The 22,479-nt window shown below is 61.6% G+C and carries 27 protein-coding genes; 23 read left to right on the top strand and 4 right to left on the bottom strand.

The annotated features are described in order from the left end of the window. Positions 1 to 30: 30 nt before the first annotated feature. The 3 genes from merF to merT are packed head-to-tail and all read right to left on the bottom strand — an operon-like array spanning position 31 to position 951. Positions 31 to 288, bottom strand: a complete 258-nt coding sequence (merF, locus tag SSPSH_RS05040; RefSeq protein WP_021031449.1) for a mercury resistance system transport protein MerF — start codon at positions 286 to 288, stop codon at positions 31 to 33. A gap of 2 nt (positions 289 to 290) precedes the next feature. Continuing rightward, on the bottom strand, positions 291 to 587 hold the full coding sequence (gene merP, locus SSPSH_RS05035; RefSeq protein ID WP_006911918.1) for a mercury resistance system periplasmic binding protein MerP: 297 nt from the start codon (positions 585 to 587) through the stop codon (positions 291 to 293). Positions 588 to 600: 13 nt separating this feature from the next. Then, positions 601 to 951, bottom strand: coding sequence for a mercuric ion transporter MerT (gene merT, locus SSPSH_RS05030; RefSeq protein ID WP_006911919.1), 351 nt, complete (start codon positions 949 to 951; stop codon positions 601 to 603). 73 nt (positions 952 to 1,024) lie between these two features. Between merT and merR the strand changes: the two genes are divergently transcribed. The 9 genes from merR (at position 1,025) to SSPSH_RS19390 (ending at position 10,819) form a co-directional block, all read left to right on the top strand. Then, positions 1,025 to 1,471 carry an Hg(II)-responsive transcriptional regulator gene (merR, locus tag SSPSH_RS05025; protein WP_006911920.1) on the top strand — a complete coding sequence of 149 codons (447 nt, stop codon included), beginning with the start codon at positions 1,025 to 1,027 and terminating at the stop codon, positions 1,469 to 1,471. Between the two features lie 78 nt (positions 1,472 to 1,549). Continuing rightward, a complete protein-coding gene (locus tag SSPSH_RS05020; protein WP_006911921.1) occupies positions 1,550 to 2,851 on the top strand; it encodes an ISL3 family transposase in 1,302 nt (433 codons plus the stop codon). A gap of 112 nt (positions 2,852 to 2,963) precedes the next feature. Next, positions 2,964 to 3,242 (top strand): hypothetical protein, encoded by a 279-nt coding sequence (locus SSPSH_RS05015; protein WP_006911922.1) that lies wholly within the window; start codon positions 2,964 to 2,966, stop codon positions 3,240 to 3,242. 250 nt (positions 3,243 to 3,492) lie between these two features. Continuing rightward, on the top strand, positions 3,493 to 3,777 hold the full coding sequence (locus SSPSH_RS05010; protein ID WP_006911923.1) for an NHL repeat-containing protein: 285 nt from the start codon (positions 3,493 to 3,495) through the stop codon (positions 3,775 to 3,777). A 209-nt stretch (positions 3,778 to 3,986) separates the two neighbouring features. Next, positions 3,987 to 4,334: a hypothetical protein gene (locus tag SSPSH_RS05005; RefSeq protein ID WP_006911924.1), complete on the top strand. Its 348-nt coding sequence runs from the start codon at positions 3,987 to 3,989 to the stop codon at positions 4,332 to 4,334. Positions 4,335 to 4,398: 64 nt separating this feature from the next. Beyond that, on the top strand, positions 4,399 to 5,790 hold the full coding sequence (locus SSPSH_RS05000; protein ID WP_006911925.1) for a TolC family protein: 1,392 nt from the start codon (positions 4,399 to 4,401) through the stop codon (positions 5,788 to 5,790). Further along, positions 5,783 to 7,300 (top strand): efflux RND transporter periplasmic adaptor subunit, encoded by a 1,518-nt coding sequence (locus SSPSH_RS04995; RefSeq protein ID WP_021031448.1) that lies wholly within the window; start codon positions 5,783 to 5,785, stop codon positions 7,298 to 7,300. The genes SSPSH_RS05000 and SSPSH_RS04995 overlap by 8 nt, the downstream gene beginning before the upstream one ends. Further along, positions 7,294 to 10,530, top strand: coding sequence for an efflux RND transporter permease subunit (locus tag SSPSH_RS04990; protein WP_006911927.1), 3,237 nt, complete (start codon positions 7,294 to 7,296; stop codon positions 10,528 to 10,530). Before SSPSH_RS04995 ends, SSPSH_RS04990 begins: the two co-directional genes overlap by 7 nt. A 136-nt stretch (positions 10,531 to 10,666) precedes the next feature. Then, positions 10,667 to 10,819 carry a hypothetical protein gene (locus SSPSH_RS19390; protein WP_021031447.1) on the top strand — a complete coding sequence of 51 codons (153 nt, stop codon included), beginning with the start codon at positions 10,667 to 10,669 and terminating at the stop codon, positions 10,817 to 10,819. Positions 10,820 to 11,194: 375 nt separating this feature from the next. On the opposite strand, the gene SSPSH_RS04980 is transcribed toward SSPSH_RS19390, so the two are convergent. Then, positions 11,195 to 11,602: a MerR family transcriptional regulator gene (locus SSPSH_RS04980; protein ID WP_006911929.1), complete on the bottom strand. Its 408-nt coding sequence runs from the start codon at positions 11,600 to 11,602 to the stop codon at positions 11,195 to 11,197. Between the two features lie 88 nt (positions 11,603 to 11,690). Here SSPSH_RS04980 and lnt point away from each other — a divergent pair, with 88 nt between their 5' ends. The 14 genes from lnt to SSPSH_RS17775 all read left to right on the top strand — a co-directional run bounded on the left by lnt (position 11,691) and on the right by SSPSH_RS17775 (position 22,298). Further along, entirely contained in the window at positions 11,691 to 13,229 is a 1,539-nt protein-coding gene (gene lnt, locus SSPSH_RS04975; RefSeq protein ID WP_006911930.1) for an apolipoprotein N-acyltransferase, read from the top strand. An 89-nt stretch (positions 13,230 to 13,318) separates the two neighbouring features. After that, positions 13,319 to 13,948, top strand: coding sequence for a cation diffusion facilitator family transporter (locus tag SSPSH_RS04970; protein ID WP_006911931.1), 630 nt, complete (start codon positions 13,319 to 13,321; stop codon positions 13,946 to 13,948). A gap of 42 nt (positions 13,949 to 13,990) precedes the next feature. Next, on the top strand, positions 13,991 to 14,497 hold the full coding sequence (gene lspA / locus SSPSH_RS04965) for a signal peptidase II (RefSeq protein WP_021031445.1): 507 nt from the start codon (positions 13,991 to 13,993) through the stop codon (positions 14,495 to 14,497). 135 nt (positions 14,498 to 14,632) lie between these two features. Then, positions 14,633 to 14,869 carry a hypothetical protein gene (locus SSPSH_RS19075; RefSeq protein WP_021031444.1) on the top strand — a complete coding sequence of 79 codons (237 nt, stop codon included), beginning with the start codon at positions 14,633 to 14,635 and terminating at the stop codon, positions 14,867 to 14,869. Further along, positions 14,869 to 16,473 (top strand): multicopper oxidase family protein, encoded by a 1,605-nt coding sequence (locus SSPSH_RS04955; protein ID WP_021031443.1) that lies wholly within the window; start codon positions 14,869 to 14,871, stop codon positions 16,471 to 16,473. The genes SSPSH_RS19075 and SSPSH_RS04955 overlap by 1 nt, the downstream gene beginning before the upstream one ends. A gap of 87 nt (positions 16,474 to 16,560) precedes the next feature. After that, the gene (locus SSPSH_RS04950) at positions 16,561 to 16,890 is read left to right on the top strand and encodes a hypothetical protein (protein WP_006911935.1); all 330 of its coding nucleotides are present in this window, start codon (positions 16,561 to 16,563) and stop codon (positions 16,888 to 16,890) included. A gap of 218 nt (positions 16,891 to 17,108) precedes the next feature. After that, positions 17,109 to 17,519 carry a DUF411 domain-containing protein gene (locus SSPSH_RS04945; RefSeq protein ID WP_161627807.1) on the top strand — a complete coding sequence of 137 codons (411 nt, stop codon included), beginning with the start codon at positions 17,109 to 17,111 and terminating at the stop codon, positions 17,517 to 17,519. A gap of 31 nt (positions 17,520 to 17,550) precedes the next feature. Continuing rightward, on the top strand, positions 17,551 to 17,883 hold the full coding sequence (locus SSPSH_RS04940; RefSeq protein ID WP_006911937.1) for a hypothetical protein: 333 nt from the start codon (positions 17,551 to 17,553) through the stop codon (positions 17,881 to 17,883). Positions 17,884 to 17,887: 4 nt separating this feature from the next. Continuing rightward, entirely contained in the window at positions 17,888 to 18,175 is a 288-nt protein-coding gene (locus tag SSPSH_RS19070) for a hypothetical protein (RefSeq protein WP_006911938.1), read from the top strand. 69 nt (positions 18,176 to 18,244) lie between these two features. Then, positions 18,245 to 18,862, top strand: a complete 618-nt coding sequence (locus SSPSH_RS04930; protein ID WP_021031442.1) for a peroxiredoxin — start codon at positions 18,245 to 18,247, stop codon at positions 18,860 to 18,862. Between the two features lie 73 nt (positions 18,863 to 18,935). After that, on the top strand, positions 18,936 to 19,646 hold the full coding sequence (locus SSPSH_RS18335; protein WP_338055880.1) for a class I SAM-dependent methyltransferase: 711 nt from the start codon (positions 18,936 to 18,938) through the stop codon (positions 19,644 to 19,646). Positions 19,647 to 19,721: 75 nt separating this feature from the next. Beyond that, on the top strand, positions 19,722 to 20,501 hold the full coding sequence (locus SSPSH_RS04920; RefSeq protein WP_161627805.1) for a TVP38/TMEM64 family protein: 780 nt from the start codon (positions 19,722 to 19,724) through the stop codon (positions 20,499 to 20,501). Next, complete coding sequence (locus tag SSPSH_RS04915) at positions 20,498 to 21,685, top strand: protein-disulfide reductase DsbD family protein (RefSeq protein ID WP_006911942.1); 1,188 nt, start codon at positions 20,498 to 20,500, stop codon at positions 21,683 to 21,685. The genes SSPSH_RS04920 and SSPSH_RS04915 overlap by 4 nt, the downstream gene beginning before the upstream one ends. Then, complete coding sequence (locus tag SSPSH_RS17775; protein ID WP_006911943.1) at positions 21,672 to 22,298, top strand: protein-disulfide reductase DsbD domain-containing protein; 627 nt, start codon at positions 21,672 to 21,674, stop codon at positions 22,296 to 22,298. Before SSPSH_RS04915 ends, SSPSH_RS17775 begins: the two co-directional genes overlap by 14 nt. Positions 22,299 to 22,479 lie beyond the last annotated feature (181 nt).

Below are 22,479 nucleotides of genomic sequence, written 5' to 3'. Positions count from 1 at the left end.
CCGATGACCGCGATGTGCAGCTGCTTGATGTCACTCAGGGGGCGTATTCCTTGATTTGATAGAGCAGTTGTCACAACAGGCGTCGAACTGCTTCTTACGCCAAATCGCATAAATGGTCAGGCCGATGAAGAAGGCCAGGGCCGGCAATAACACAACGTCGAGATAGCCCGTCAGCGCCGCCAGGCCCACCGTGCCAAGCAGGATCACCAGGATCGGCGTAAAGCAGCACAATGCCACCAGGACGGTGCCGATCACGCTCACGCGCAGCAGGGTCTTGGGATTCTTCATGATCACTCTCGATCCGCTTGCGAGGATGTCGGGGTTGATGGATACCCAGCGTTGGTGGTGGCCTCGGTCAATGCCTCCACCGACGTTCGGGCGTCGTCAAAGGTGACCACGGCCTCGAGATCCGCGTAGCTCACGTCGACTTGCGAGACGCCGTCCACCTTGTTGAGGGCGGCCTTGACGGTGATCGGGCAGGCGGCACAGGTCATGCCCGGCACCGACAGCTTCACGGTCTGCAAGGCCGCTAAGGCGGGCGTGCTGAGCAGGGCGAGTAGCGCGATGAAGGCGAAACGAGCTTTCATGGTAGATCTCCTTTTAATAGAACAAGGGCAAGACGTAGGGGAATACCAGGGCGATTAGCACCAGCAGCGATACGAGCCAGAAGATCGCCTTGTAGCCCGTCCTGACCCGTGGCACGGCACACACCTCTCCCGGCTGGCACTTTTCCACTGGCCGAAAGACGCGACGCCAGGCGAAGAACATCGCCACCAGCGCGACGCCGATAAAGAGCGGGCGATAGCGCTCCAGCGACGCCAGATTGCTGATCCAGGCGCCGGAAACGCCCAGCGTGATCAGAACCAGCGGGCCGAGGCAACACGCCGAGGCCAGGAGGGCCGCGACTCCTCCGGCGGCCAGGGGCCCTCGCCCCGTTTTAGATGTCCGCATTGACGATTCTCCTTTCGGGATGGGGGGAGCTACGATAAGGTTACTTCCGTAGCTTGGTACGGAGTCAAGCATCATGAAGAGACATGCAGATAAAGTGGCGGACACCATGACCATTGGCGGCCTGGCCAAGGCGGCCGGCGTCAATGTCGAGACAATCCGCTATTACCAGCGACGAGGGCTATTATCGGAGCCCGAACGACCTCCCGGAGGTATTCGACGCTATAGTGCCGCCGATATCGACAGGTTGACGTTCGTGAAAACGGCGCAGCAGCTAGGCTTTAGTCTGGATGAGATCAGTGACCTACTTCGGCTGGAAGATGGCGCCCACTGTCAAGAAGCCAGTGCTCTCGCAGAGCACAAGTTAGGGGACGTTCGCGAGAAGATCGACAGGCTTGAAAGAATTGAGAAGGTGCTGAGCGAAATGGTCGACCGATGCCATGCACAACAAGGCAATATCACTTGCCCGCTAATTGCGTCATTGCATGAAGGGCTCAGAGAAGCAGAAGACCCAAGGGAGTAACTCACCTTCAGTTCGTAGAAAACAACGCGGTCAAAGAGTCGCGATCATCTATAGACCATGTCGACAAGGAAAGTTTGCATGACCAGCTTGCCTGACAACATCCTTCACCTTCCCGAGTACCACGTCCTAGCCACCAAGATGGAAGAGCATGATCTCCACTACCAGGTTGAAGCTCCTGAGCCTCTAGCTTGCGAGGAATGCGACGTTGAGAGTGAGTTTGTCAGGTTCGGTAAGCGCGATGTGGCCTATCGCGACCTACACATCCACGGAAAGCGGGTCACCCTCTGGGTGGTCCGTCGCCGCTACACCTGCCGGGCGTGTGGAAGGACGTTCCGGCCAGCTCTTCCGGAAATGGTAGACGATCACCGCATGACGCGGAGGCTTTACAACCACGTCGAGAAGGAAGCCTTCAATCACCCCTACGCCTACGTGGCTGATACCACGGGCCTCGACGAGAAGACTGTCCGCGAGATATTCAAGAAGAAGGCTGAGTTCCTGGCAGCCTGGCATCGCTTCGAGACACCCCGCTGCCTGGGGATCGACGAGCTGTACCTGAACCGCCGCTACCGCTGCATCCTGACCAACCTGGAGGAGCGTACCCTACTGGACCTGCTGCCCGGTCGCCAGCAGGACGCGGTGACGAGGCGCCTCATGAGCATGACCGAGCGCCACCAGGTCGAGATCGTCAGCATGGATATGTGGAAACCGTACCGCCGTGCTGTCCAGGCGGTGCTGCCGCAGGCTCGCATTGTGGTCGATAAGTTCCACGTCGTGCGAATGGCCAACGAGGCCTTGGAAAAGGTCCGCAAGGGGCTCAGGAAAAAGCTGACGTCCAACCAGCGCCGAACCCTCAAGGGTGACCGGAAGATCCTGCTGAAGCGCGCTCACGATGTCTCAGATCGCGAACGGCTCATCATGGAGACCTGGACAGGGGCATTCCCCCAGCTCTTGGCGGCCTACGAGCACAAGGAGCGGTTCTTCCACATCTGGGACGCCACAACCCGGCGTGACGCCGAGAAGGCGCTGACTGCCTGGATTGACGACATCCCACAGGGGCAAAAGGAGGTCTGGAAAGATCTCGTCAGTGCTATCAGTGGCTGGCATGAGGAGATGCTGACCTACTTCGAGACCGACATCCCGATCACCAACGCCTTCACGGAGTCAATCAACCGGCTGGCCAAGGATAAGAACCGCGATGGCCGTGGCTACTCATTCGAGGTGATGCGGGCCCGGATGCTCTACACCACCAAGCACAAGAAGAAGGTGCCGCAGACCAAGGAATCCCCCTTCCTGGGCAAGGCCACCATGACCTACAGCATGGGTCTTCCCGAGCCTGAGATAAACTACGGCGTCGATCTATCAACCTTCTGGGAGAGTTAAGGGTTCGAAGGAGCAAGGGGGCTCCATCTACCACTTAATCCGAATACCCCTTTTATTCGCCGCCTGCGCGACCAGCGTTCTGATTTACCGCGCCCAAGGCTGGGCGCCGGAGGTGATCAATTTCGGGTGGCTATCGTATCGCGCCTGCAACATCTATATCTCCCTTGCTTTGGTCGCGTACTTCGTCGTTGGTTTGTGGCGAGGGCATCGTTATATCGCACCGCTGCTTACGCTGTTCGTGCTGTTTCATTTGGTTGAGGGGGCGATCATCGGCTTCTGGACCAAGGCGATCCTGCAACTCGCGGCGCTCGGTGTGTTGAGTTGGAGTATCTGGCCCGCACTTCGCAACCCCGCGGCGCTGAAAAGCAGTTCAACCAACAGGACGAGATGATCGGGCTTGAAATCAACACCGAAAACAGGCGGAAGCGACGCTGCAAACCCATGGCCTCAACCGTCGCCGCTGCCTCCGGCGGAGCCCCTGCCGCCGCATTGCCGTTACCCATTACCGCTCCCCTTACCGTTGTTGCCATCGCCAGTAACCGGGCACCACGGATTGTCAGGCTCGTCGGCGCAGGGATCGGGCCTGGGCGGCTGGTCGGGTAACGGCAGCAGTTAGGCCCCGACGGCGCGTTCGTGCGCACATGGGGCGGGGGCCGTTCGGGGTCAATATCTTTGGCCCGTTCAAGGGTTGGTTCACCACCGTCAACTCGGTCGCCGTCGGCCCGCAGGGCAACGTGTTCGCCGCCGACTTCTATAACGATCGTATCCAGAAGTTCGATGCCGAAGGCGACTATTTGACGGCCTTCGCGCCGGATAACGTCGGCGGGCCCGGCCATACCGAAACCACGGTGGCCGTGGCCGCCGACGGAACCGTATTTTCCGCCAACTTCAAGGGCAACCGGGTGGAAAGATGGCAGCGCCCATGACTTGCACCATCTGCGATTAACTTACCCCGACGGCTGCTGCGTTGCCCGGCCCTCTTAATCTGTTCGAGGAATAACCAAGCCGAATCCGTCACGACAGCCACACCGGCAACGTGCTCGGCTGCCGGGCTCAGGCGCCTGGGAGAAAAACTTGACTCCGTACCACAGTCCGGACTTAATGTTTACGCTTGTGGCATGAATAGGTCGTTATCTTGAAATCTCCGGTTGCCTTTCGTCTATGGGTGTTCGTACTGGCGGTACTTACCGTGCTGCCCGCGCTCGCCTTGGCGACAAGTGTTAATGCGCAATCGCTGGATCAGAAAACGGCCCAGGCTTCGGTGGTTCCCGTCACCGATACCGCGGTCATGGCCGATAGCCATTGTAACGGCGAGATCTTTTGCCAGGCGCCTTGCGCCGTCGGCTGTGTTGCCTTGGTCGACATGCAAAAACCATTGCCGGTTACGGTGACAGCCAGGCAGCGCCCGGATGCCCAACCGGGCCATCCCACACCGCCCCACGACCACGAATTGATTCGCCCCCCGCTCATCTCCCGGATCTAGCTCTTTTCCAGGGCGCGCGCATTGGCATGCGCGGCTCTTGTTCAGCATTTTCCGGAGATGACACATGTCCCCTGGCATATTCACGCGCTATCGGCGCGCGCATGGCGGCGCCCGCGAGTGGGCGTTCGCGACAATACAAGAAATCGCCTGCGTCGGCGTGCTGCTGGCCGCCGTCCTGTTGCCCGCCACGCAGGCGCTGGCGCAAGACACCGCGTATGACTCGGCGCGCCTCGAACCCGACACGCTGGTCGCGTCGGTTCTCGATCGCAACGCCGGTCTGGCCGCGATGCGCTCGGCGGTCGACGCCGCCGAAGCGCGTATCGAACCCGCCGGGGCGCTGCCTGACCCGCAACTTTCGGGTGCGGTGGCGCCGGAGACCATTGGCGGCTTTGAAACGCCGTCCGGACGTGAGCGCAGTACCAATATTCGTTTCGAGGTCAGCCAGGATTTTCCCTGGCCCGGCACCTTGGGTCTGCGCGCGGACGCTGCGCGTAAAGAAGCGCTCGCGGCCGACGATAACGTCGCGGCGGTGCGGCTGCGCCTAGCCTCGGCCACCCGCTCGGCTTATGCCGAATGGTATTACGTACACCAGGCGCTGGAGATCAATGTCGCCAATCAAGACTTGGTGGATGAGCTGCGCCGGATAGCGGAAAATCGCTACGCTGCGGGATTGACCGGCCAGCAGGATGTGTTGCAGGCCGAGGTTGAACTCCAGCGCCTGAAACACCAGGCCATCAAGCTGCGACGCATCAAGCGCAGCGTGCGGGCCAAAATCAACAACCTGCTCAATCGAAAGGCCACCGCGCCCGTTGCCGGGCCGGCAGGGTTGCCCCTCCCCGGAAGCTTGCCGCCCTATAGCCGCTTACGCCGCAGCGCCCTGTCCAGTCATCCCGAACTGGCGCAAATCCAAAAGCGCATTGCCGCCGATGAGGACCGCGAAGCGCTGGCCAGAAAAGCGTTCTATCCCGACTTCAAGGTCTTCGGCGGCTATAACAGCCTGTGGGACGCCGGCGAGAAACGCTGGATCGCCGGTGTCGGTATCAGCCTCCCGCTGGACCGCAGCAAATACCGCGCTCGCCTCGACGAGGCCAAAGCCGAGACCATGCGCACGGAATACGAGCTGGCAGACCGCCGGACCACGCTGCTGAGCCAATTGGAACAGGCCCACGCCGCGGTGGAGGAAGCCAAGCACGCCATCGCCTTGTACGAGAACGAGCTGATCCCGCGCACGCTGGAAAACCTGGGCGCCGCCCGATCCGAATACGGCGCCGGCGGTGGCGCGTTCCTGGATGTGATTACCGCCGAGCAACGCAAGCTCAACGCGGAACTGGAACTGGAAAGCGCCCGCGCGGACTACTTCACCGCGCTGGCTGAATTGAGGCGCTGGAGCGGCGGCGAGCTGACAGGCATCACGGTGCCGGCCGCCATGAATTCCGAGGAGTTTATGCATGAATAAGAGATTAGTGATCAGCGCCCTGATCGCGATCCTGGCGGCGGCCGGCATCGGCGGCTGGCTGCTGTTGCGCGACGCGGGTGGCGCCGACGCCGGCCCGGCATCCCTGGCCCAGGCCCCGACCTACCAATCGGGACCGTTTCGACTCGCAATTGCGGTCTCCCCCGAAACGCCGGTGGTCGGTAAAAACCGGCTGGCCATCCGGCTAGAAGACAGCGACGGCAATCCAGTCTCCGGTGCCAGCATCAAGGCGGTGGCCACCATGCCGGCGATGGGGGGCATGGCGGCCATGCAGGCCCCAGCCGAGCTCGAAGAGACCGAGCCGGGGCGCTACGCGGGTCCGTTCAACCTGAAAATGAGTGGTGCCTGGCCGCTAACCCTGCAGATCAAGAAGGCCGGCCTCGGCAAAACCCGGATCAGCTTCGACCTGGCGACCGGTCGACAGGGCTTACAGCTCGCCACCGGCGGCCGTCGCCTCGGCGGCGGAGCCAAGGGGGAAATGGATTCAGGCGGGCAAGTCGCCGACGCAGCTTCGGACATGCCCACGATCAACCTCGATAACCGCCGGCGGCAGCTCATCGGCCTCGAGACCGGCAAAGTCGAACGTCGCCAGCTGGTGCGCGAGATTCGCGCCGTGGGCGAGGTGGTCTACGACGAAACCGAGTTGAGTGATGTCACGCTCAAGTACGACGGCTGGGTCGGCAACCTGAAGATCGACTACGTCGGCGCGCCGGTCGAGCGCGGCCAGATGCTGTTCGGCATCTATAGCCCCGAGTTGTTCTCGGCCCAGCAGGAGTATCTGCAGACCCTGCAGCGGCTGTCCCGCCGCGGCCCGGACGACAGCCTGGTTCAGGCCGCCCGCCAGCGGTTGATGCTGTGGGATATCGCCCCGGCGCAGGTGCGCGCGATCGAGCGGCGCGGTGAGCCGATCAAGTACCTGCCGATCCATGCGCCGGCGACCGGCACAGTGGTAGAGAAGAACGTGGTCGAGGGCTCGGCCGTCAAGAAAGGCCAGATCTTGATGCGCATTGCCGATCTGTCCACGGTCTGGATCGATGCCCAGGTCTACGACAGCGAGCTGCCGCTGATCGATGCGGGCATGACCGCCGAGGTCACCCTGCCCTATCTGCCCGACGCCCACTACGAGGCCGAGGTCGACTACGTCTACCCCTACTTCCAGGGGCAGACTCGCACCGGCCAGATCCGCCTGTCGTTGCCCAACCCGGACGGGCGGCTCAAGCCAAACATGTACGCCGAGGTCGAGCTGCAGGCCGATCTCGGGAAGCGTCTGTCTGTACCCGAGTCGGCGGTCCTGTTCTCCGGCGACGCGCGCGTGGTGTTCGTGGACCTTGGCGACGGCCGCCTGCAGCCGCGCTACATCGAGACCGGCCAGCGCAACGAGGACTACATCGAAGTCACCTCCGGGCTGGAGGCCGGCGAGACGGTCGTGACCTCCGGTAACTTCCTGATCGACGCCGAAACACGCCTGAAGACGGGGATCAAGCAATGGTGAGCGAAAAAATGCACGGCGCCGGCGACCGGCCGGACTGGATCCAGCGGCTGATCGCGTACTGCGCGCGTAACTGGCTACTCACCCTGATCGTGGTAGCCGCGGCCACAGCCTGGGGCTGGCGCTCGCTGGACGGCGCGCCGCTGGACGCGATCCCCGATCTGTCCCCTGTGCAAGTGATCGTGTTCACGGACTGGCCCGGCCGCAGCCCGGACCTGGTCGAGGACCAGATCACCTATCCGCTGGTCACCTCCATGCTCGCCGCGCCCAACGTTGAATCGGTCCGCGGCCAGAGCTTCATGGGCCTGTCGTTCGTCTACGTAGTCTTCGAGGGCGGAACCGACATCTACTGGGCGCGTTCGCGAGTACTGGAATACCTCAACTCGGCGAGCAAGGACCTGCCGGAGGGCGTCAATCCCACCCTGGGCCCGGACGCCACCGGCGTCGGCTGGGTATACCAGTATGCCTTGAAGGATACATCCGGTAACCAGAATCTGGCCGAGCTGCGCAGCATCCAGGACTTCAACATCCGCTATGCCCTGGAGGCGGTCGACGGCGTCGCCGAGGTGGCCTCGGTCGGCGGCTACGAGAAGGAATATCAGGTCAACGTCGACCCCAACAAGCTGGCGTCTCAAGGCTTCTCGCTGGACCAGGTGATCGAGGCGGTGCGCGAGTCCAACAACGATGTCGGCGGCCGGGTGCTGGAGGTCTCCGGCCACGAGCACTTCATCCGGGGCCGCGGCTACGTGAAATCCGTCGATGATTTGAAGCATGTCGTGCTGGGCACCGGGCCCGGCGGCACACCCGTCACCCTGGACCAGGTCGCCGACATCCACCTCGGGCCGGCCATGCGCCGCGGCCAGGCCGACCTCAACGGCGACGGCCTGACCGTAGGCGGCACCGTGGTGATGCGCTACGGCGAGAACGCGCTGGACGTGATCGACCGCGTCAAGCAGCGCCTGGACGAGGTCCGGGCCTCGCTGCCCGAGGGCGTGGAGATCGTGCCCGTCTACGACCGCTCCTCGCTGATCGAGCGTGCCATCGACACGCTCAAGCGGATTCTGACCGAGGAGATGCTCATCGTCTCCGTGGTGCTCCTGGTGTTCCTGCTGCACCTGCGCTCGGCGCTGGTGGCCGTGATCACCCTGCCGATTGCGGTGCTGCTGGCCTTCATCCCGATGTACTACCAGGGCCTGACCGCCAACATCATGTCGCTGGGGGGCATCGCCGTGGCCATCGGCGCCATGGTGGACGCCGCTATCGTCATCATCGACAACATCCACAAGCGGTTGGCCGCCTGGCAGTCTGGCGAAGCGCCGCCCGAAGAGCTCGCCAAATCGCGCACGGCGGTGATCATCGAAGGCATGCAGGAGGTGGGACCGTCCATCTTCTTCTCGCTGCTGATCATCGCGGTGTCGTTCCTGCCGGTGTTTGCCCTGGAAGGCAGCGAAGGGCGTCTGTTCAAACCGCTGGCCTATACCAAGACCTATTCCATGTTCTTCGCCGCGCTGCTGTCGGTCACGCTGGTGCCGGCCCTGGCCGTGCTGCTGATTCGCGGCAAGATCCGCGGCGACAAGAGCCGACTGAACCGTGGCCTGCAGCGGGCCTACATGCCGGTGGTTCGGGCCGCGGTCCATGCCCGTTGGCTCGTCATCGGCCTGGCCGCGGCGGCCCTGGTGGCCACAGTGCCGGTGTATCAGCAGCTCGGCAGCGAGTTCATGCCGCCGCTCAACGAGGGCTCGATCCTGTACATGCCCACCGCCCTGCCCGGCATGTCCATCGAGCAGGCCAATCAAACGATTCAGACCATGGACCGCCGGTTGAAGGAATTCCCCGAGGTCAAGCGTGTGTTCGGCAAGGTCGGGCGCGCCTCCACGGCCACCGACCCGGCCCCGCTGAACATGTTCGAGATCAACATCATGCTCGAGCCCAAGGACCGGTGGCGCGAGGGCATGACCTGGGACAAGCTGATCCAGGAGATGGACCAGGCGATGGACTTCGCCGGCATGCCCAATATCTGGTGGATGCCGATCCAGACCCGCACCGAGATGCTGGCCACCGGCATCCGCTCCTCGCTGGGCATCAAGGTGCTCGGCCCGGATCTGAAGAAGATCGAATCCACCGGCATCGCCATCGAGCAGGCCCTGCAGGAAGACCCACGGACCGCACAGTACACGCGCAGCGCCTTTGCGGAGCGCACCACCGGCGGCTACTTCCTGGACTTCATCGTGGATCGGGCGGCGGCCGCCCGCTACGGGCTCAACGTCGGCGACGTCCAGGACGTGATCGTCGCCGCCATGGGCGGCCGTGCGGTGTCGCAGACGGTCGAGGGCCGCGAGCGCTACGACATCCTCGTGCGCTACGCGCGTGGCTTTCGGGATGACATCCAGTCGCTCAAGCGCACATTGGTCACCACCGCCGACGGTGCCCAGATCCCGATCTCCCAGGTGGCCGACATCGAGTTCACCACCGGGCCGCCGAGCATCCGCGACGAAAACGGCCAGCTCGCCGGCTACGTGAACGTGGATGTCAAATCCGAAATCGGCATCGTCGACTATGTGGCCAAGGCCAAACAGGTGGTCGCGGACCAGGTCGACATCCCGCCCGGCTATCGCCTGGAGTGGGCCGGCAAGTTCAAGTACTACCAACGGGCCGCGGCACGCCTGCAAATCCTGGTGCCGCTGACCATCGGTCTGATCTTCTTCATGCTGTTCATGCATCGGGGCTCGCTGGTCGAGACCGCGATCATCATGCTCAGCCTGCCGTTTTCGCTGGTCGGCAGCATCTGGCTGCTGTGGGCGCTGGGCTACAAGCTGTCCGTAGCAGTCGCCGTGGGCATTATCGCAGTCTCCGGCCTGGCCGTGGAGCTGGGCCTGCTCATGATGGTGTATCTGGATTTGTCCTGGCTGCGCTACCGCAACGAAGGACTGATCCACAGCCACACGGACCTGATCGCGGCCATCGAAGTCGGCGCTACCCACCGCATCCGGCCAATGTTGATGACAGGCCTGGCCCTGTTCATGGGGCTGATCCCCATCATGCTCAGCCACGGCTCGGGCGCTGAGATGATGAAGCGCATTGCCGCGCCCATGCTCGGCGGCGTGGCTTCGGCGCTGGTCATGGTGCTGATCGTGTTCCCTGTGATTTTCTCGTTCTGGCGGGGACGCGGTTTGTCGCGGGAGGCCGACACGGAGTCGGGCACAACCAGACCCGGAGGACATCGTGACGCTTGATCGCCGCCGATCAATACAGAGACTCGCGTGCCGGATAGAACGGCGGGTCACAGACCCTGGGCACAGCGCCAGGCCGCGGCATCCGTAGCTTCCACAAATCGAGGACCTCGTTTCAACCACGCTAAGGAGCAAGACCATGAAAATACTTGAAAGCATCTACCTCACTCTCTTCGCCGCGTTCGCCGGCATCGCCAACGCCGCGGAGCAAGCCGGGCCCGGCCGGATGGGCGAGGGCGGCATGATGGACGGAGGAATGATGAACGGCGGCATGATGATGGGCGGCCGATGATGTTCGCCTGCATGCTATTCGCGCTTCTTGTCCTCGTCGTGCTGGTGCTTGCCATCGTGGCGCTCGTCAAGTATCTGCGCAGCTAGACCGGTCATGGGGGCCGGAAACTACCGATCGTCGATGGCCCGTCAATATTCGCCATGAACGAGAGCGACCACACCCGTCGGCGGTGGATGGCGAGTGTAACGAGTATCGGCGCATTGTCGCCGGGATTCCTACTCGTCGGCGTTAAAAACGAAGCTGAGATTGATAACGATAGAGATGTTGGCACCATCGTGACAGCGCGAAAAGCCCATTTGACGTTGACGGGGTCATCTCACGAAACGGAAAAATCGTACGCTAACTGCGACGCTTGTCCGCAGCGTATCGGCAACGCTAGTGGTTATTCGCCAGGGCCTTGACGATGCGGCAATCTTCGATCCGCCCCCCATGGCAGGCATGGATCATATCGTCCAGTGAGTTTTCCAAAGCTTGCAAGGTCGCAAGCTTGTCACGCACGGCTTCAAGATGCTTTTCTGCGAGTCGAGCGACGTCTTCACAGGAAGCCTCACTCTGATCGGCATGTGTCAGGAGCGTGCGTACATCGTCTTGGCTGAAACCCAGTTCCCGGCAACGTTTGATGAATATGAGCCGTTCAAGGTGAGATGTATCGTAATAGCGCTGACCCCCCTCACTGCGGCCCGCTTCCGGTAGCAGACCTACATCGCCATAGTAGCGGATCGTGGCCACGCCTACGCCCGTGCGTCGGGCGAGATCGCCAATACGCAGATCGGATTGCGTCATGAATACCTCGTGCTTGAAGCTCTAGCAACTCGAGGATTTATCGTGGCGCTCCTATCGCCCGCTGGCAACTCAAGCGTAGGAATATCGTGTGTGCAAGCAAGCATTGATCAACCGCGTGCCGGCGCGCAACATAACAGTATTCCCGGGCCTGCTCGCGGTCTATAGCGTGGCTTTGCTTGCTGGCGCGCTTCTGCCGCTAGCTTTCGCGCCGTTGGGTTGGTATTGGCTCGCCGTGCTGTCGCCGGCTGCTCTATTCCTACTGGCCGCCCATCTACCGAAACGCCAAGCGCTCTGGACGAGCTATTTCTTCGGCCTGGGTTACTTCGGCGTAGGCGTGTCCTGGGTGTTTATCAGCATCAGTCGCTACGGCAGCGGGCCTGCGCTTGCCATGTTCCTCACTGCGGCCTTTGTGGCCTTGTTGGCCTTGTTCCCGTGGTCAGCGATATTTCTCGTGCGCACCTTATGCTCGCGGACGGGTGGTTTCGCACTGTGGCTTGGATTGCCGGCGGCATGGGTATTGAGCGAATGGGTCCGGCTCTGGTTCCTGACCGGCTTTCCTTGGCTTTTTCTAGGTTACAGCCAGATCGGCACACCGCTTGCCGCAATCGCACCGGTGTTTGGCGTGCTGGGCGTGAGCTTTGTTGTGGCCGTGATGGCAGGTGCTCTGGCGTGGACGATGCTTCGTTTCAGCTTGTGGCGCCTGGCAATCACAAGCGGCGCACTGGTGGCGCTATTGCTCGGCACATCACTGCTTGATCGTGAATGGACCGAGCCGGTCGCCAAACCCCTGTCCGTCGCGCTTGTGCAGGGGAATATGAAACAAGACAGGAAGTGGAAGCCGGAGGCGCTCGCGTTCACCTTGAGGCGCTATCGAGCGCTTACCCAACCCTACGCGGGAACCGACCTTATCGTCTGGCCGGAAACCGCCGTGCCGGCGTGGTTCGGTCAAGCCTCTGAATATTTAGACCGATTCCAAACACGCCTCGGCGCACGCGGATCGACCCTGATACTCGGGATTCCCGTGCGCACCGACCAAGGCCAGGCATACAATGCCGCCGTCAGTTTGGCTCGTCCGCGTCGGTTCTATTACAAGCGCCATCTGGTGCCCTTCGGTGAATACGTCCCACTGCGCGGACTCGTCGGCCCATGGCTCAATATCCTGGGCGCGCCGGTAGAAGACTTCAGTGCAGGCCAGCGACCGCGACTGCTATATGCCTCCGGCGTGCCCATCGGTGCATTGATTTGCTTTGATGTGGCGTTCGGCGCTGAAGTCGCCGACCTGCTCCCGGCCGCGCAGTTGTTGGTCAACCTGAGTAACGACGCCTGGTTCGGGGATTCCCTCGGGCCGCATCAACATCTGCAAATTGCGCAAATGCGCGCCATTGAGACTGGGCGTCCGCTCTTACGTTCAACCAACACCGGCCTCACGGCCATGATCGACCACAACGGTCAAGCGCTGGCCCGCGCGCCACAGTTCGAGTCGACTGTTTTGCCGGCAGAGGTTACACCGCGCACGGGGACCACGCCCTACGTCCGCTGGCGGGACAAGCCGGTACTGGCTTTCATTGGGATCGCGCTGAGCATGCTCGTTTGGGCAGGGAAAAGGCAAAGGGATTCTTCGCGCTGACTGCTTGACCCTTTAGTTGCTAGAGGTTTTATCGTCGCTATATGTTCAACAGAGTCGGTGCACGATTGCGCCGGTGGAGGTAACACGCGATGGCCGATTGCGGCTGTGAATTCGAGGCCGAAGACCAGGCCCAACAAAAGGCGCTCTACTGGCTGCTGGCGATCAATGGCGTCATGTTTCTGGCTGAATTCGGGATTGGTTTGCTGGGCGGCTCCACCGCGCTGATCGCCGATTCACTCGACAACTTCGCCGATGCGGCGGTTTATTCTGCCGGGCTGTATGCGGTGGGGCGCGCCGTCCATCACAAGGCGCGCGCGGCTTCCATTGGCGGCGTTGTGCAGATATTGCTCGCTTTGTTCGCCTTGGGCGAAGTGGTCCGGCGGACCGTTATGGGCAGCGATCCCGAGCCCGCCTACATGATAGCGATGGGCTTGGCGGCACTTGTCGCGAATATCACGTGTTTGCTCATCATCGCCCGCCATCGGGAAGGCGGCGTCCATATGCGCGCGAGTTGGATCTTTTCGGCCAACGATGTGATCGCCAATGTTGGCGTCATTGTCGGCGGCGCGCTTGTCTACTACTTCGACACGCGTTACCCCGACCTCATTATCGGTCTGGTCGTTGGTTTCATCGTCCTACGCGGCGGTGTCCGCATCCTGAAGGACGCGCGCAAAACGCGAGACGAACTTCAGGCATCGTCGCCCACGGGAGCCCTTTGACGTGGCGATATATACGTGCACTGCGAACAGGAGTCACAGCTCGTGTCTACGGGGTCGATAGGCGGCACGCTGAAAAGTGCTAGCCCGACCGACAAGCTGCGGTGGCTGGGGTTGTCTCTTGCGCTGCTGCTCGTAGATCAAGCAGCCAAGTACGCGGCCAGCACCTATCTTGACTATGGTGAGCGCAGAGCCGTCACAGAGTTTTTTAGCTGGACACATCTACATAATACGGGTGCCGCATTCAGCTTTCTGGCCGATGCGGGTGGGTGGCAACGGGCATTCCTGATCGGTGTCGCCGTTGTCATATCGGCCTTTCTGTTGCGCTGGCTGTGGCGCGGGGTGACTTCGCAAGGTCAAGGGATCGCGCTCAGTGCGATTTTAGGCGGTGCGCTGGGCAACTTGACGGATCGCCTGCTACGCGGCTACGTCGTGGACTTTCTCGATTTCCATTTCGCACAGTACCACTGGCCGGCATTCAACCTGGCCGACGTCTGGATCACAACCGGCGCTGCATCACTGATGTGGGCACATGCAAGATACCGCGAGTGAGCGTATCGGCCCGATCGCTGAGTCCCGGCTCGGGCTGCCCGAATCCCCACCGCTGGCCGGGCACGCTAGAGTATTTTGAATGACAAGTACGGCTCGATACCTGAATCTCTACCGACCAAAAGCATGGAAAACACCATGAAGCTATTCGTAGCATTGCTGTTGAGCCTGCTTGGCTCCATTATCGGGATCGCCCCTGCCGCGGGACAGACCGGCCCGGGCCGCATGGGCGACGGCGGTCTGATGAACGGATCAATGATGCAATGCGGCATGATGGGTGGCCCGATGATGGCCGCGTGGGTGCTGTTTGCACTTCTCGTGTTGAGCGTATTGGTGCTCGCCGTGGTGGCGCTGATCAAATACCTGCGTAGCTGATGACGACTATCGACCCCAGACGCCGCATGCTATTGCGTTGCGTGGGCGGCCTTGCGGGTATCACCGCTTTGACGCCCACAGCTCTGTTGACGGCGTGTAAAGACAACGCGGCCGCGGGTACGAAACGCGAAGGCGCGGGCCATTACGGCCTCGAAAATGGCCCCTTCGACGTCGACATTCGGCTGCGCGCGCGTCCGGATACCGTGCCCATTTTGCCCGGCACGCCAAGCGAAGTCTGGCGCTACACGGCCGAACTGCGTAATGGCCCCGCGGATACCATCACCCCGGTGGGCGACAGCTACACCGGGCCGCTGATCCGGCTGCGCCGCGGCCAGCGTTTCCACGCCCGGTTGGAGAACAGCCTGCCGGAGGACACCACCGTGCATTGGCACGGGCTGCACGTGCCGCCGGATGTGGACGGCCAGCCACGGCTGCCGATCAAGCCCGACGAAGCCATGACCGTAGCCTTCGATGTGCGCGACCGCGCCGGGCTGTATTGGTACCACCCGCACCCGCACGGACCGGACGGCGGCCGGGTGGGCTTTCAAAGCTATGCGGGTTTGGCCGGCCCGCTGGTCATCGAGGACGAGGCCGAGCGCGCCCTGGGGCTGCCGGCCGGGGATCAGGAAATGATCCTGGTTCTGCAAGACCGCCGCTTCGCCGGCGACAACGAGTTGACCTATATCGGCAGCGGCATGGGCACCATGATGACCCGCATGCGCGGCTTTCTCGGCGACCGCATCCTGGTCAACGGACAACCGGATAGCGCACGCGAAGTCGCCACCCGGCCGTACCGTCTACGAATACTCAATGGCTCCAACTCGCGCATCTACAAACTGGCCTGGAGCGACGGCCGGCCCATGACTGTGCTCGGCACCGACGGTGGCCTGCTGGCGGCGCCGCGCCAATATCCCTTCGTGGCCCTGGCGCCGGCCCAGCGCATCGATCTGTGGGTGGATTTATCCGCAAACGACCCCGGCGATGAACTGCGCCTGCTCAGCGACAGCTACCAGGCCGGGATGATGGACAACATGATGGCCGGCGGAATGATGGGTAGCGGCATGATGGGCGGCGCAGACCTCCCCGCAGGCACACGCGTCCCGTTACTCGCCTTGCGCGTAACACGGCGCGAACGCGGCAAGGAACGACTGCCTGAACGTCTCGCCGAGGATTTGCAGACGCCACCGGTCGAGCGCGACACCCCGTTGCGCCGCTTCAAGTTGGGCATGGTCATGATGCGCGGCTTCGCCATCAACGGCCGCCGGTTCGAAGGCGCCACCGTGGCCGACCACGAAATCGTGCCCCTGGGACACACCGAGGTCTGGGAATTTGTCAATGACTCCATGATGCCGCATCCCATGCACGTGCACGGGCTGCAGTTCGCGGTCGTCGGGCGAGAGCAAATCGGCGGCCGCCGGGGCTGGAGCGGTCTGGCGGCCGGACTGGTCGATTCCGGGCTACACGACACGGTGCTTGTGTTGCCGGGCGAACGCGTGCGTGTCGCGTTGACCTTCGCCGACTTCGAGGGGCTTTATTTGTATCACTGCCACAACATGGAACACGAGGATAACGGCATGATGCGTTACTACCGCGTTCGTTCATAAACCGAGTTACTATCGTGTATAAAAAACCTCGACTCCGTACCCGGCTTCAGTCTTGTAAAGATAAAATCCAAGCCCTATAGTTTTTATATGAAGCGGTTCATTGCCCAATTGCTCGTGATGATCGTTATGCTCGGCAGCGTACTGGCGAGCCCCGCGGTCATGGCATGGTCCATGGAGTCCGAGACCCGGATGGACGATTGCGCACTTTGCCAGAACGAGTTGTCGAATCAGCCGCATTCGGCATCGGCTACCGCCAGCTGTGCCGTGGCCGCCTGCGCGATGGTCGCCAGCATGAACCGTACCGATATGCCGGTTTTTCATCCGGCGCCCGCGGCGCTGTTTCCTTCCCCGTCCGCCCATCGCGGCCGGCTGCTGGATGGCCCCGATCCCTTCCCTCCGCGTGACCTCCACGCCTGATCCGACGGGCGCCTAACGCGCCACGTTCCTCGGATTCTTCCTGGCGGTCGCTCGGGCAATTTGTGCCCGACCGCAGCGCTCCGCAGCACACGATCGTCGTGACCCGACGAAATACGGGTAATGCGAAAACCGTGCCCCTGAGGATGAATCCGGACACATCGATTCAAGTCACGTGGAGTCATATTCCGATGAAGAACATTCTAATTCGCGCCATAGCGATGTGGTCGCTCCTGGCGTTTGCCTCGGCCTTTACCGGCATCGCTTTCGCGGCGCCGATCCAGGCCGCCCTGTATCACAACCCCGGCTGTATGTGCTGCGAGAAATACGCCGACTACCTCAATGAAAACGGTTTCGACGTCGAAGTGCTCGACACCAACGATATGGCCGGCATCAACCGTCAGCACGGCGTGCCCGCCAAGCTCTCCTCCTGCCACACCATGATGGTCGGCAACTATGTCGTCGTCGGCCATGTGCCGGCGCAAGTAATCAACAAACTGCTGGACGAACAGCCCGATATCCGTGGCATCTCGCTGCCCGGAATGCCGATGGGATCCCCCGGCATGGGTGGCGAAAAGCAGGAACCTTTCGTGATTCACACGCTGAGTGATGACGTTTACACGACGTATTAGGCCTGTCTTCAGGCAACCATCGAGGAAATCAATGGTGAAAAGCTGCAATTCCGAAGCATCGACTTCGTCGTCCGACTCGGGTCATCCGGCCCGGCGCTGGCTCGAGCCACGCAGCGTGCTCGTGGGCGGCTTGGTCGCCGCGGTAATCGGGCTCGTATTCAACTGGAACTGGGTCGTGGCCATCGGGGCCGTGCCGCTGCTGTTCATCCTGCCCTGCATGATCATGATGGGCTGGATGATGTGGAGCATGCGACCGAAAGCTACTGATGATTCAACGGCCCGACAGGAACCAAACACGCAAACCCGTTATTCACAGCAGACAGCGCCGTTGAGCGCGCCTTCTGCACAATCCAAAGAGGACTAGAACCATGCGTACAACAGTAAAAACGATTATTGCCGCCGCTCTGATCGCGGGCGCACCCGCCGTACTCGCCGCCACGCCAGGCGACGATACCCAGTCGGCACCCGCGGACAACATGGGGCAGATGATGCAAGACGATAGTGAAAAGGGTCATGGCATGGGCATGAACAACAAGGACATGCCGATGATGAAAATGATGACCCGGATGAACGACATGATGGAAACCTGCAACAAGATGATGCAGAGCAAGATGGAGAATATGAACGGCCCGGACGGTTCGACCGACAAGGGCTAGACACGAATGCGCCGGCGGCCCCAATCCCGGTGGCCGCCGGCCTCTTCTTGATCGAACAGGAGTATAGAAATGAGCTTACATCTAGGCGATACCGCCCCGAATTTCACCGCCGATACCACCGAAGGCGAGATCGATTTCCACGAATGGCTTGGCGACGGCTGGGGCATGTTGATGTCGCATCCGGCCGACTTCACACCGGTGTGCACCACCGAGCTGGGCGCGGTCGGCGGTCTCAAGGAAAGGTTCGCCCAGCGCAACGTGAAAGCCATCGTGGTCTCGGTGGATTCGGTGGACGATCACAAACGCTGGTCGGCCGATATCGAGGAAACTCAGGGCCAGGCCGTGAACTTCCCGATCATCGGCGACTCCGACCGCAAGGTCGCGGAACTCTACGACATGATCCACCCGAACGCCGGCGACACGTCGACCGTGCGCAGCGTGTTCATCATCGATTCCAACAAGAAGATCCGGATGACGCTGACCTATCCGAAGAGTGCCGGGCGTAATTTCGACGAGATTCTGCGGGTGATCGATTCGTTGCAGCTGACCGACAACTACAAGGTCACCACCCCGGCCAATTGGCAGGACGGCGACGACGTGATCGTGTCGCCGGCGTTGTCCAATGAAGAAGCCGAGAAGCTGTTCCCGCCGGCTGGAATGCGCATGACCAAGCAGCCGAACAAGTAACGACTGAGAGTGTGCTGCCCCGGATACAGGCGCGTCGCGTTGCTGTATCCGGGGCGTTACCGGCGATCACGTCATGAGCCGTCCGCGCTGGGTATGGACCCGATCGATGCATGACGTCGGCCATCCAATCAAAGGCTTGTTTCCGACATGCAAACCCAAGCTCCGTACCAAGAGGTTGTCGCGGAATACGCTCGGATTGCGGGCCGCTATGATCGGAAGTGGTCGTTCTATATCGAGGCGACGATGCAGGAGACGATCGCGCGTTTGCCGCTGGGCGAGGAGGATTCGATTACTCGATGTGGGCTGCGGAACGGGCGCCCTGCTTTATCGTCTTGCGACCGTTCATCCCCCAACTCGGCTCGTGGGCGTGGATCCGGTACCCGCCATGCTCAAAATCGCGCGCCGCAAACTCCCGTCTGATATAGCGCTTCATGAGGGATGGGCAGAGCAGCTCCCATTTGCCGACGCACAGTTCGACCTCGTCGTTTCCTGCAGCATGTTTCACTACGTCGCGCGGCCGCTCGACGCGTTGATCGAAATGCAGCGCGTGCTGCGACCCGGCGGCCAGCTCATGCTCACGGACTGGTGTGGCGATTATCTGATGTGCCGGCTGTTCGAGCGCTATCAACGGCTGCGCGCGCATGCGCACGCACGGACCTATCGAACGCATGAGTGCGCTCGAATGCTCAAAGAAAGCGGCTACGCCGCCGTGCAGATCGAAACCTACAAAATCAACTGGCTCTGGGGGCTCATGACCGCCCGTGGCACCCATGTTCAAGCTTAATTTTCTACCGAAACGAAAAGATCGGCGAGAAGCCCGATGGCGATGAACGCAGATTTGCTGTTCGTCTGCCTGGCGTTGGCCGCACTCGGCCTCGTGTTGTTAGCTGTGGTCTTCCGCACATTGCTACGCACCGCGCGCAGCGGGTGGCTGATAGCGGCTGTGGTGCTAACCGCGGCATTGCTTTGGATCGATATCGTTATCCTCTGGTGCTTGGTCGAATACAGCCTGTTTGCTGTCGATTTTAGTAGCGATGGTTTGCACGCGCTCCTTGAGCGCGCTGGTCCCTGGGCGCCTGCGGCTTCCATCGGCCTGATGACGGCTCACTCTTTCGTGCCGTTTCCGGCCGAGGTGATCGCAATCGCCAATGGCGTCGTCTTCGGCTCCGGGCTGGGTGTACTGCTCACCTGGGCGGGTGCAATGATCGGCGCAATACTGAGTTACGAAATCGCAAGGGCCCTGGGCCCGGCCGCACGGTCACGCTTGGTTCCGCTGCGTTACCAGGCGCGGTTGGATGCATTCGTGAGTGATAGCAGTATTACGACACTGCTGACCGCGCGCCTGATACCGATCATGTCCTTCAATCTGGTCAATTACGCCGCGGGACTCGCCGGCGTGCCGCGATGGACGTTCGTCTGGACCACCGGCGTGGGTATTTTGCCGCTGACCGTACTGAGCGTACTGCTCGGCAGTCAGGCGCTGCACCTGCCGGTCTATATCTGGATTCTGGGCGGGGGCGCCGCGCTGCTCCTGTTCGGCGCGGCGCACGTCATCCGATCGCGGGGCGCGCATGAGCGAAACCGCGAGCACGACCATTCCAGGGCGCGGGATCGCCGCCGCCAAAACGCCAGGCGATGACGATCTGGACGAATCTCCTGCTGGCGCTGTTCGCCGGCGTGCTGCTCAATCTCACGCCGTGTGTGCTACCCGCGTTGCCCATCAAGTTGCGCACGATCGCGCGTGTGGTGGGCAGCGGTAAGCGACAACGCTTTTTGGCAGCGATCGCGCTGCTGGCCGGCACGCTCACCTTCTTCGGCGCGCTCGCTTTGGCGACCGCCATGCTGAACTGGACCTGGGGCACCCTGTTCCAGGCGTTCTGGTTTCGCGCGGCACTGGCTTTCCTGCTCGCCGGCCTCGGCGTTTACAGTCTCGCGGGGCGCGGCGTGCAACCGCCCCAATGGGTTTATCGCGTCCAGGGCAACGGCTATGCCGAACCCTACTTGGCCGGTTTTCTGGCCGCGGTTTTGTCTGCGCCCTGCACCGGGCCTTTCCTGGGCGGCGTCATGGCGTTTGCCCTCACGCAGGCGCCAAGCACGATCTTTGCGCTGTTCATGGCGGTGGGCGTCGGGTTGGCCCTACCCTACCTCGTTCTCCTGGCCCGACCCGGACTGCTGACACGTATACCGCGCAGTGGCGTGTGGCTGTCACGTATCCAGCAGGTCATGGGCTTGATTCTCCTGGCCGGCGCGACGTTCTTTGCTACGACCGTCCTCGCCGAGCGTGTCGGCACCGTGCTGTGGACCGCCTGGCTTGGCGCCCTGGCTTTCTGGTTGATCCGCGCATTGGTGGTCGGCCCCGGATTCGGGGCACGTTTGGTGCCTGCGCTCGTCTTGGTGATTGGCCTGAGCGGCGCCGTCGCACTGGGCTTTGATGGGAACTCGCACAACCAGAACACGCTACCTTGGCAACCGTTGACCGAACACGCGCTGACTGACGCCCGCGCCGCCGGCGCGCCGGTGCTTGTCGAGTTCACGGCGGACTGGTGTATTAACTGCAAAGTTCTGGAACAAACCGTTTACGCCGACGCCACGATTGCGAAAGCCGTCGATGCAGCCCAGATGCGCGTGCTACGCGCCGATCTCACCCGGCCGGACGCTACGCTTGACGCCTACCTACGATCCTTCGGTGGCGCCGGCCTGCCCTTCGCCGTGGTCTTAAAGCCGGAGGGGACCGTCCACCGACGCCTACCCGATCTATTTACGGTGAGCACTTTGAAAACAGCCATCGAATCCAGTGGAGAGCAGACGCGTGTCGACCCGTAAGAGTTTTGTCCTCACTTGGCTGTTGCCAGCGACCATCGCGATCACGGTCAGCGGCCTTTTTCTTTTCTCGCAATGGACCGTGCCTGGTACGGAGCCCCAAGCGCGATCGACGACCGACCAGTCGACCGGTAATAACCGGGATGGCAAGTGGGACGTTGTTGACCTCTATACCGCGTCAGAGTCATCAACAGTCTCAAAGTCCGTCCCACCGCAAACACAGCGTTTTAGCGCGGCCCACGTGGATCTCGATGCAACGCGCGAAGGCGATACGATCCAAATAGAACTGGACATCGCATCGGAGTGGCATATCAACGCCAATCCCGCCTCCTTCGACTTTCTTATTCCGACCGACATCAAAATATTTGCGAACGGCGTGCTGTTATCGACCGAGCTTGAATACCCACCGGGCGATGAGCTCGACGTCGGCCTCGAAGACCCGATCCGGGTGTATTCGGGCAACGTTAAATTGATAGCGGCCCTGGATGAAGTTGCCGACAACGACATACCCACCGTAAAGGCGGTGGTGCAAGCCTGTAATGATTCGGGGCTTTGCCTCCCGCCCTCAACGCTTTCTACGTCGATTCCGAGCACCACGAACCCATCGCTACCTTAAGCTGCCTATAAGCTTCAAAAGCTCTAAGGTCTTCGATCGCTAATGTAAGCAGAGCCCAGAACATGTCCGACCTCGCATGCATGCGCCTCGCGCCTTAGAACCCGCCAACCTCGATTATTTACAAAAACTGTTTTTTGCTCGAGCAAAAAATTAGCCGACGGCCATTGCTAGCCTTGCCTAT

Source organism: Salinisphaera shabanensis E1L3A (assembly GCF_000215955.2).
GTDB lineage: Bacteria > Pseudomonadota > Gammaproteobacteria > Nevskiales > Salinisphaeraceae > Salinisphaera > Salinisphaera shabanensis.
The sequence above is the reverse complement of the archived record's forward strand: the minus strand, read 5'-3'. Positions and strand labels throughout refer to the sequence as shown.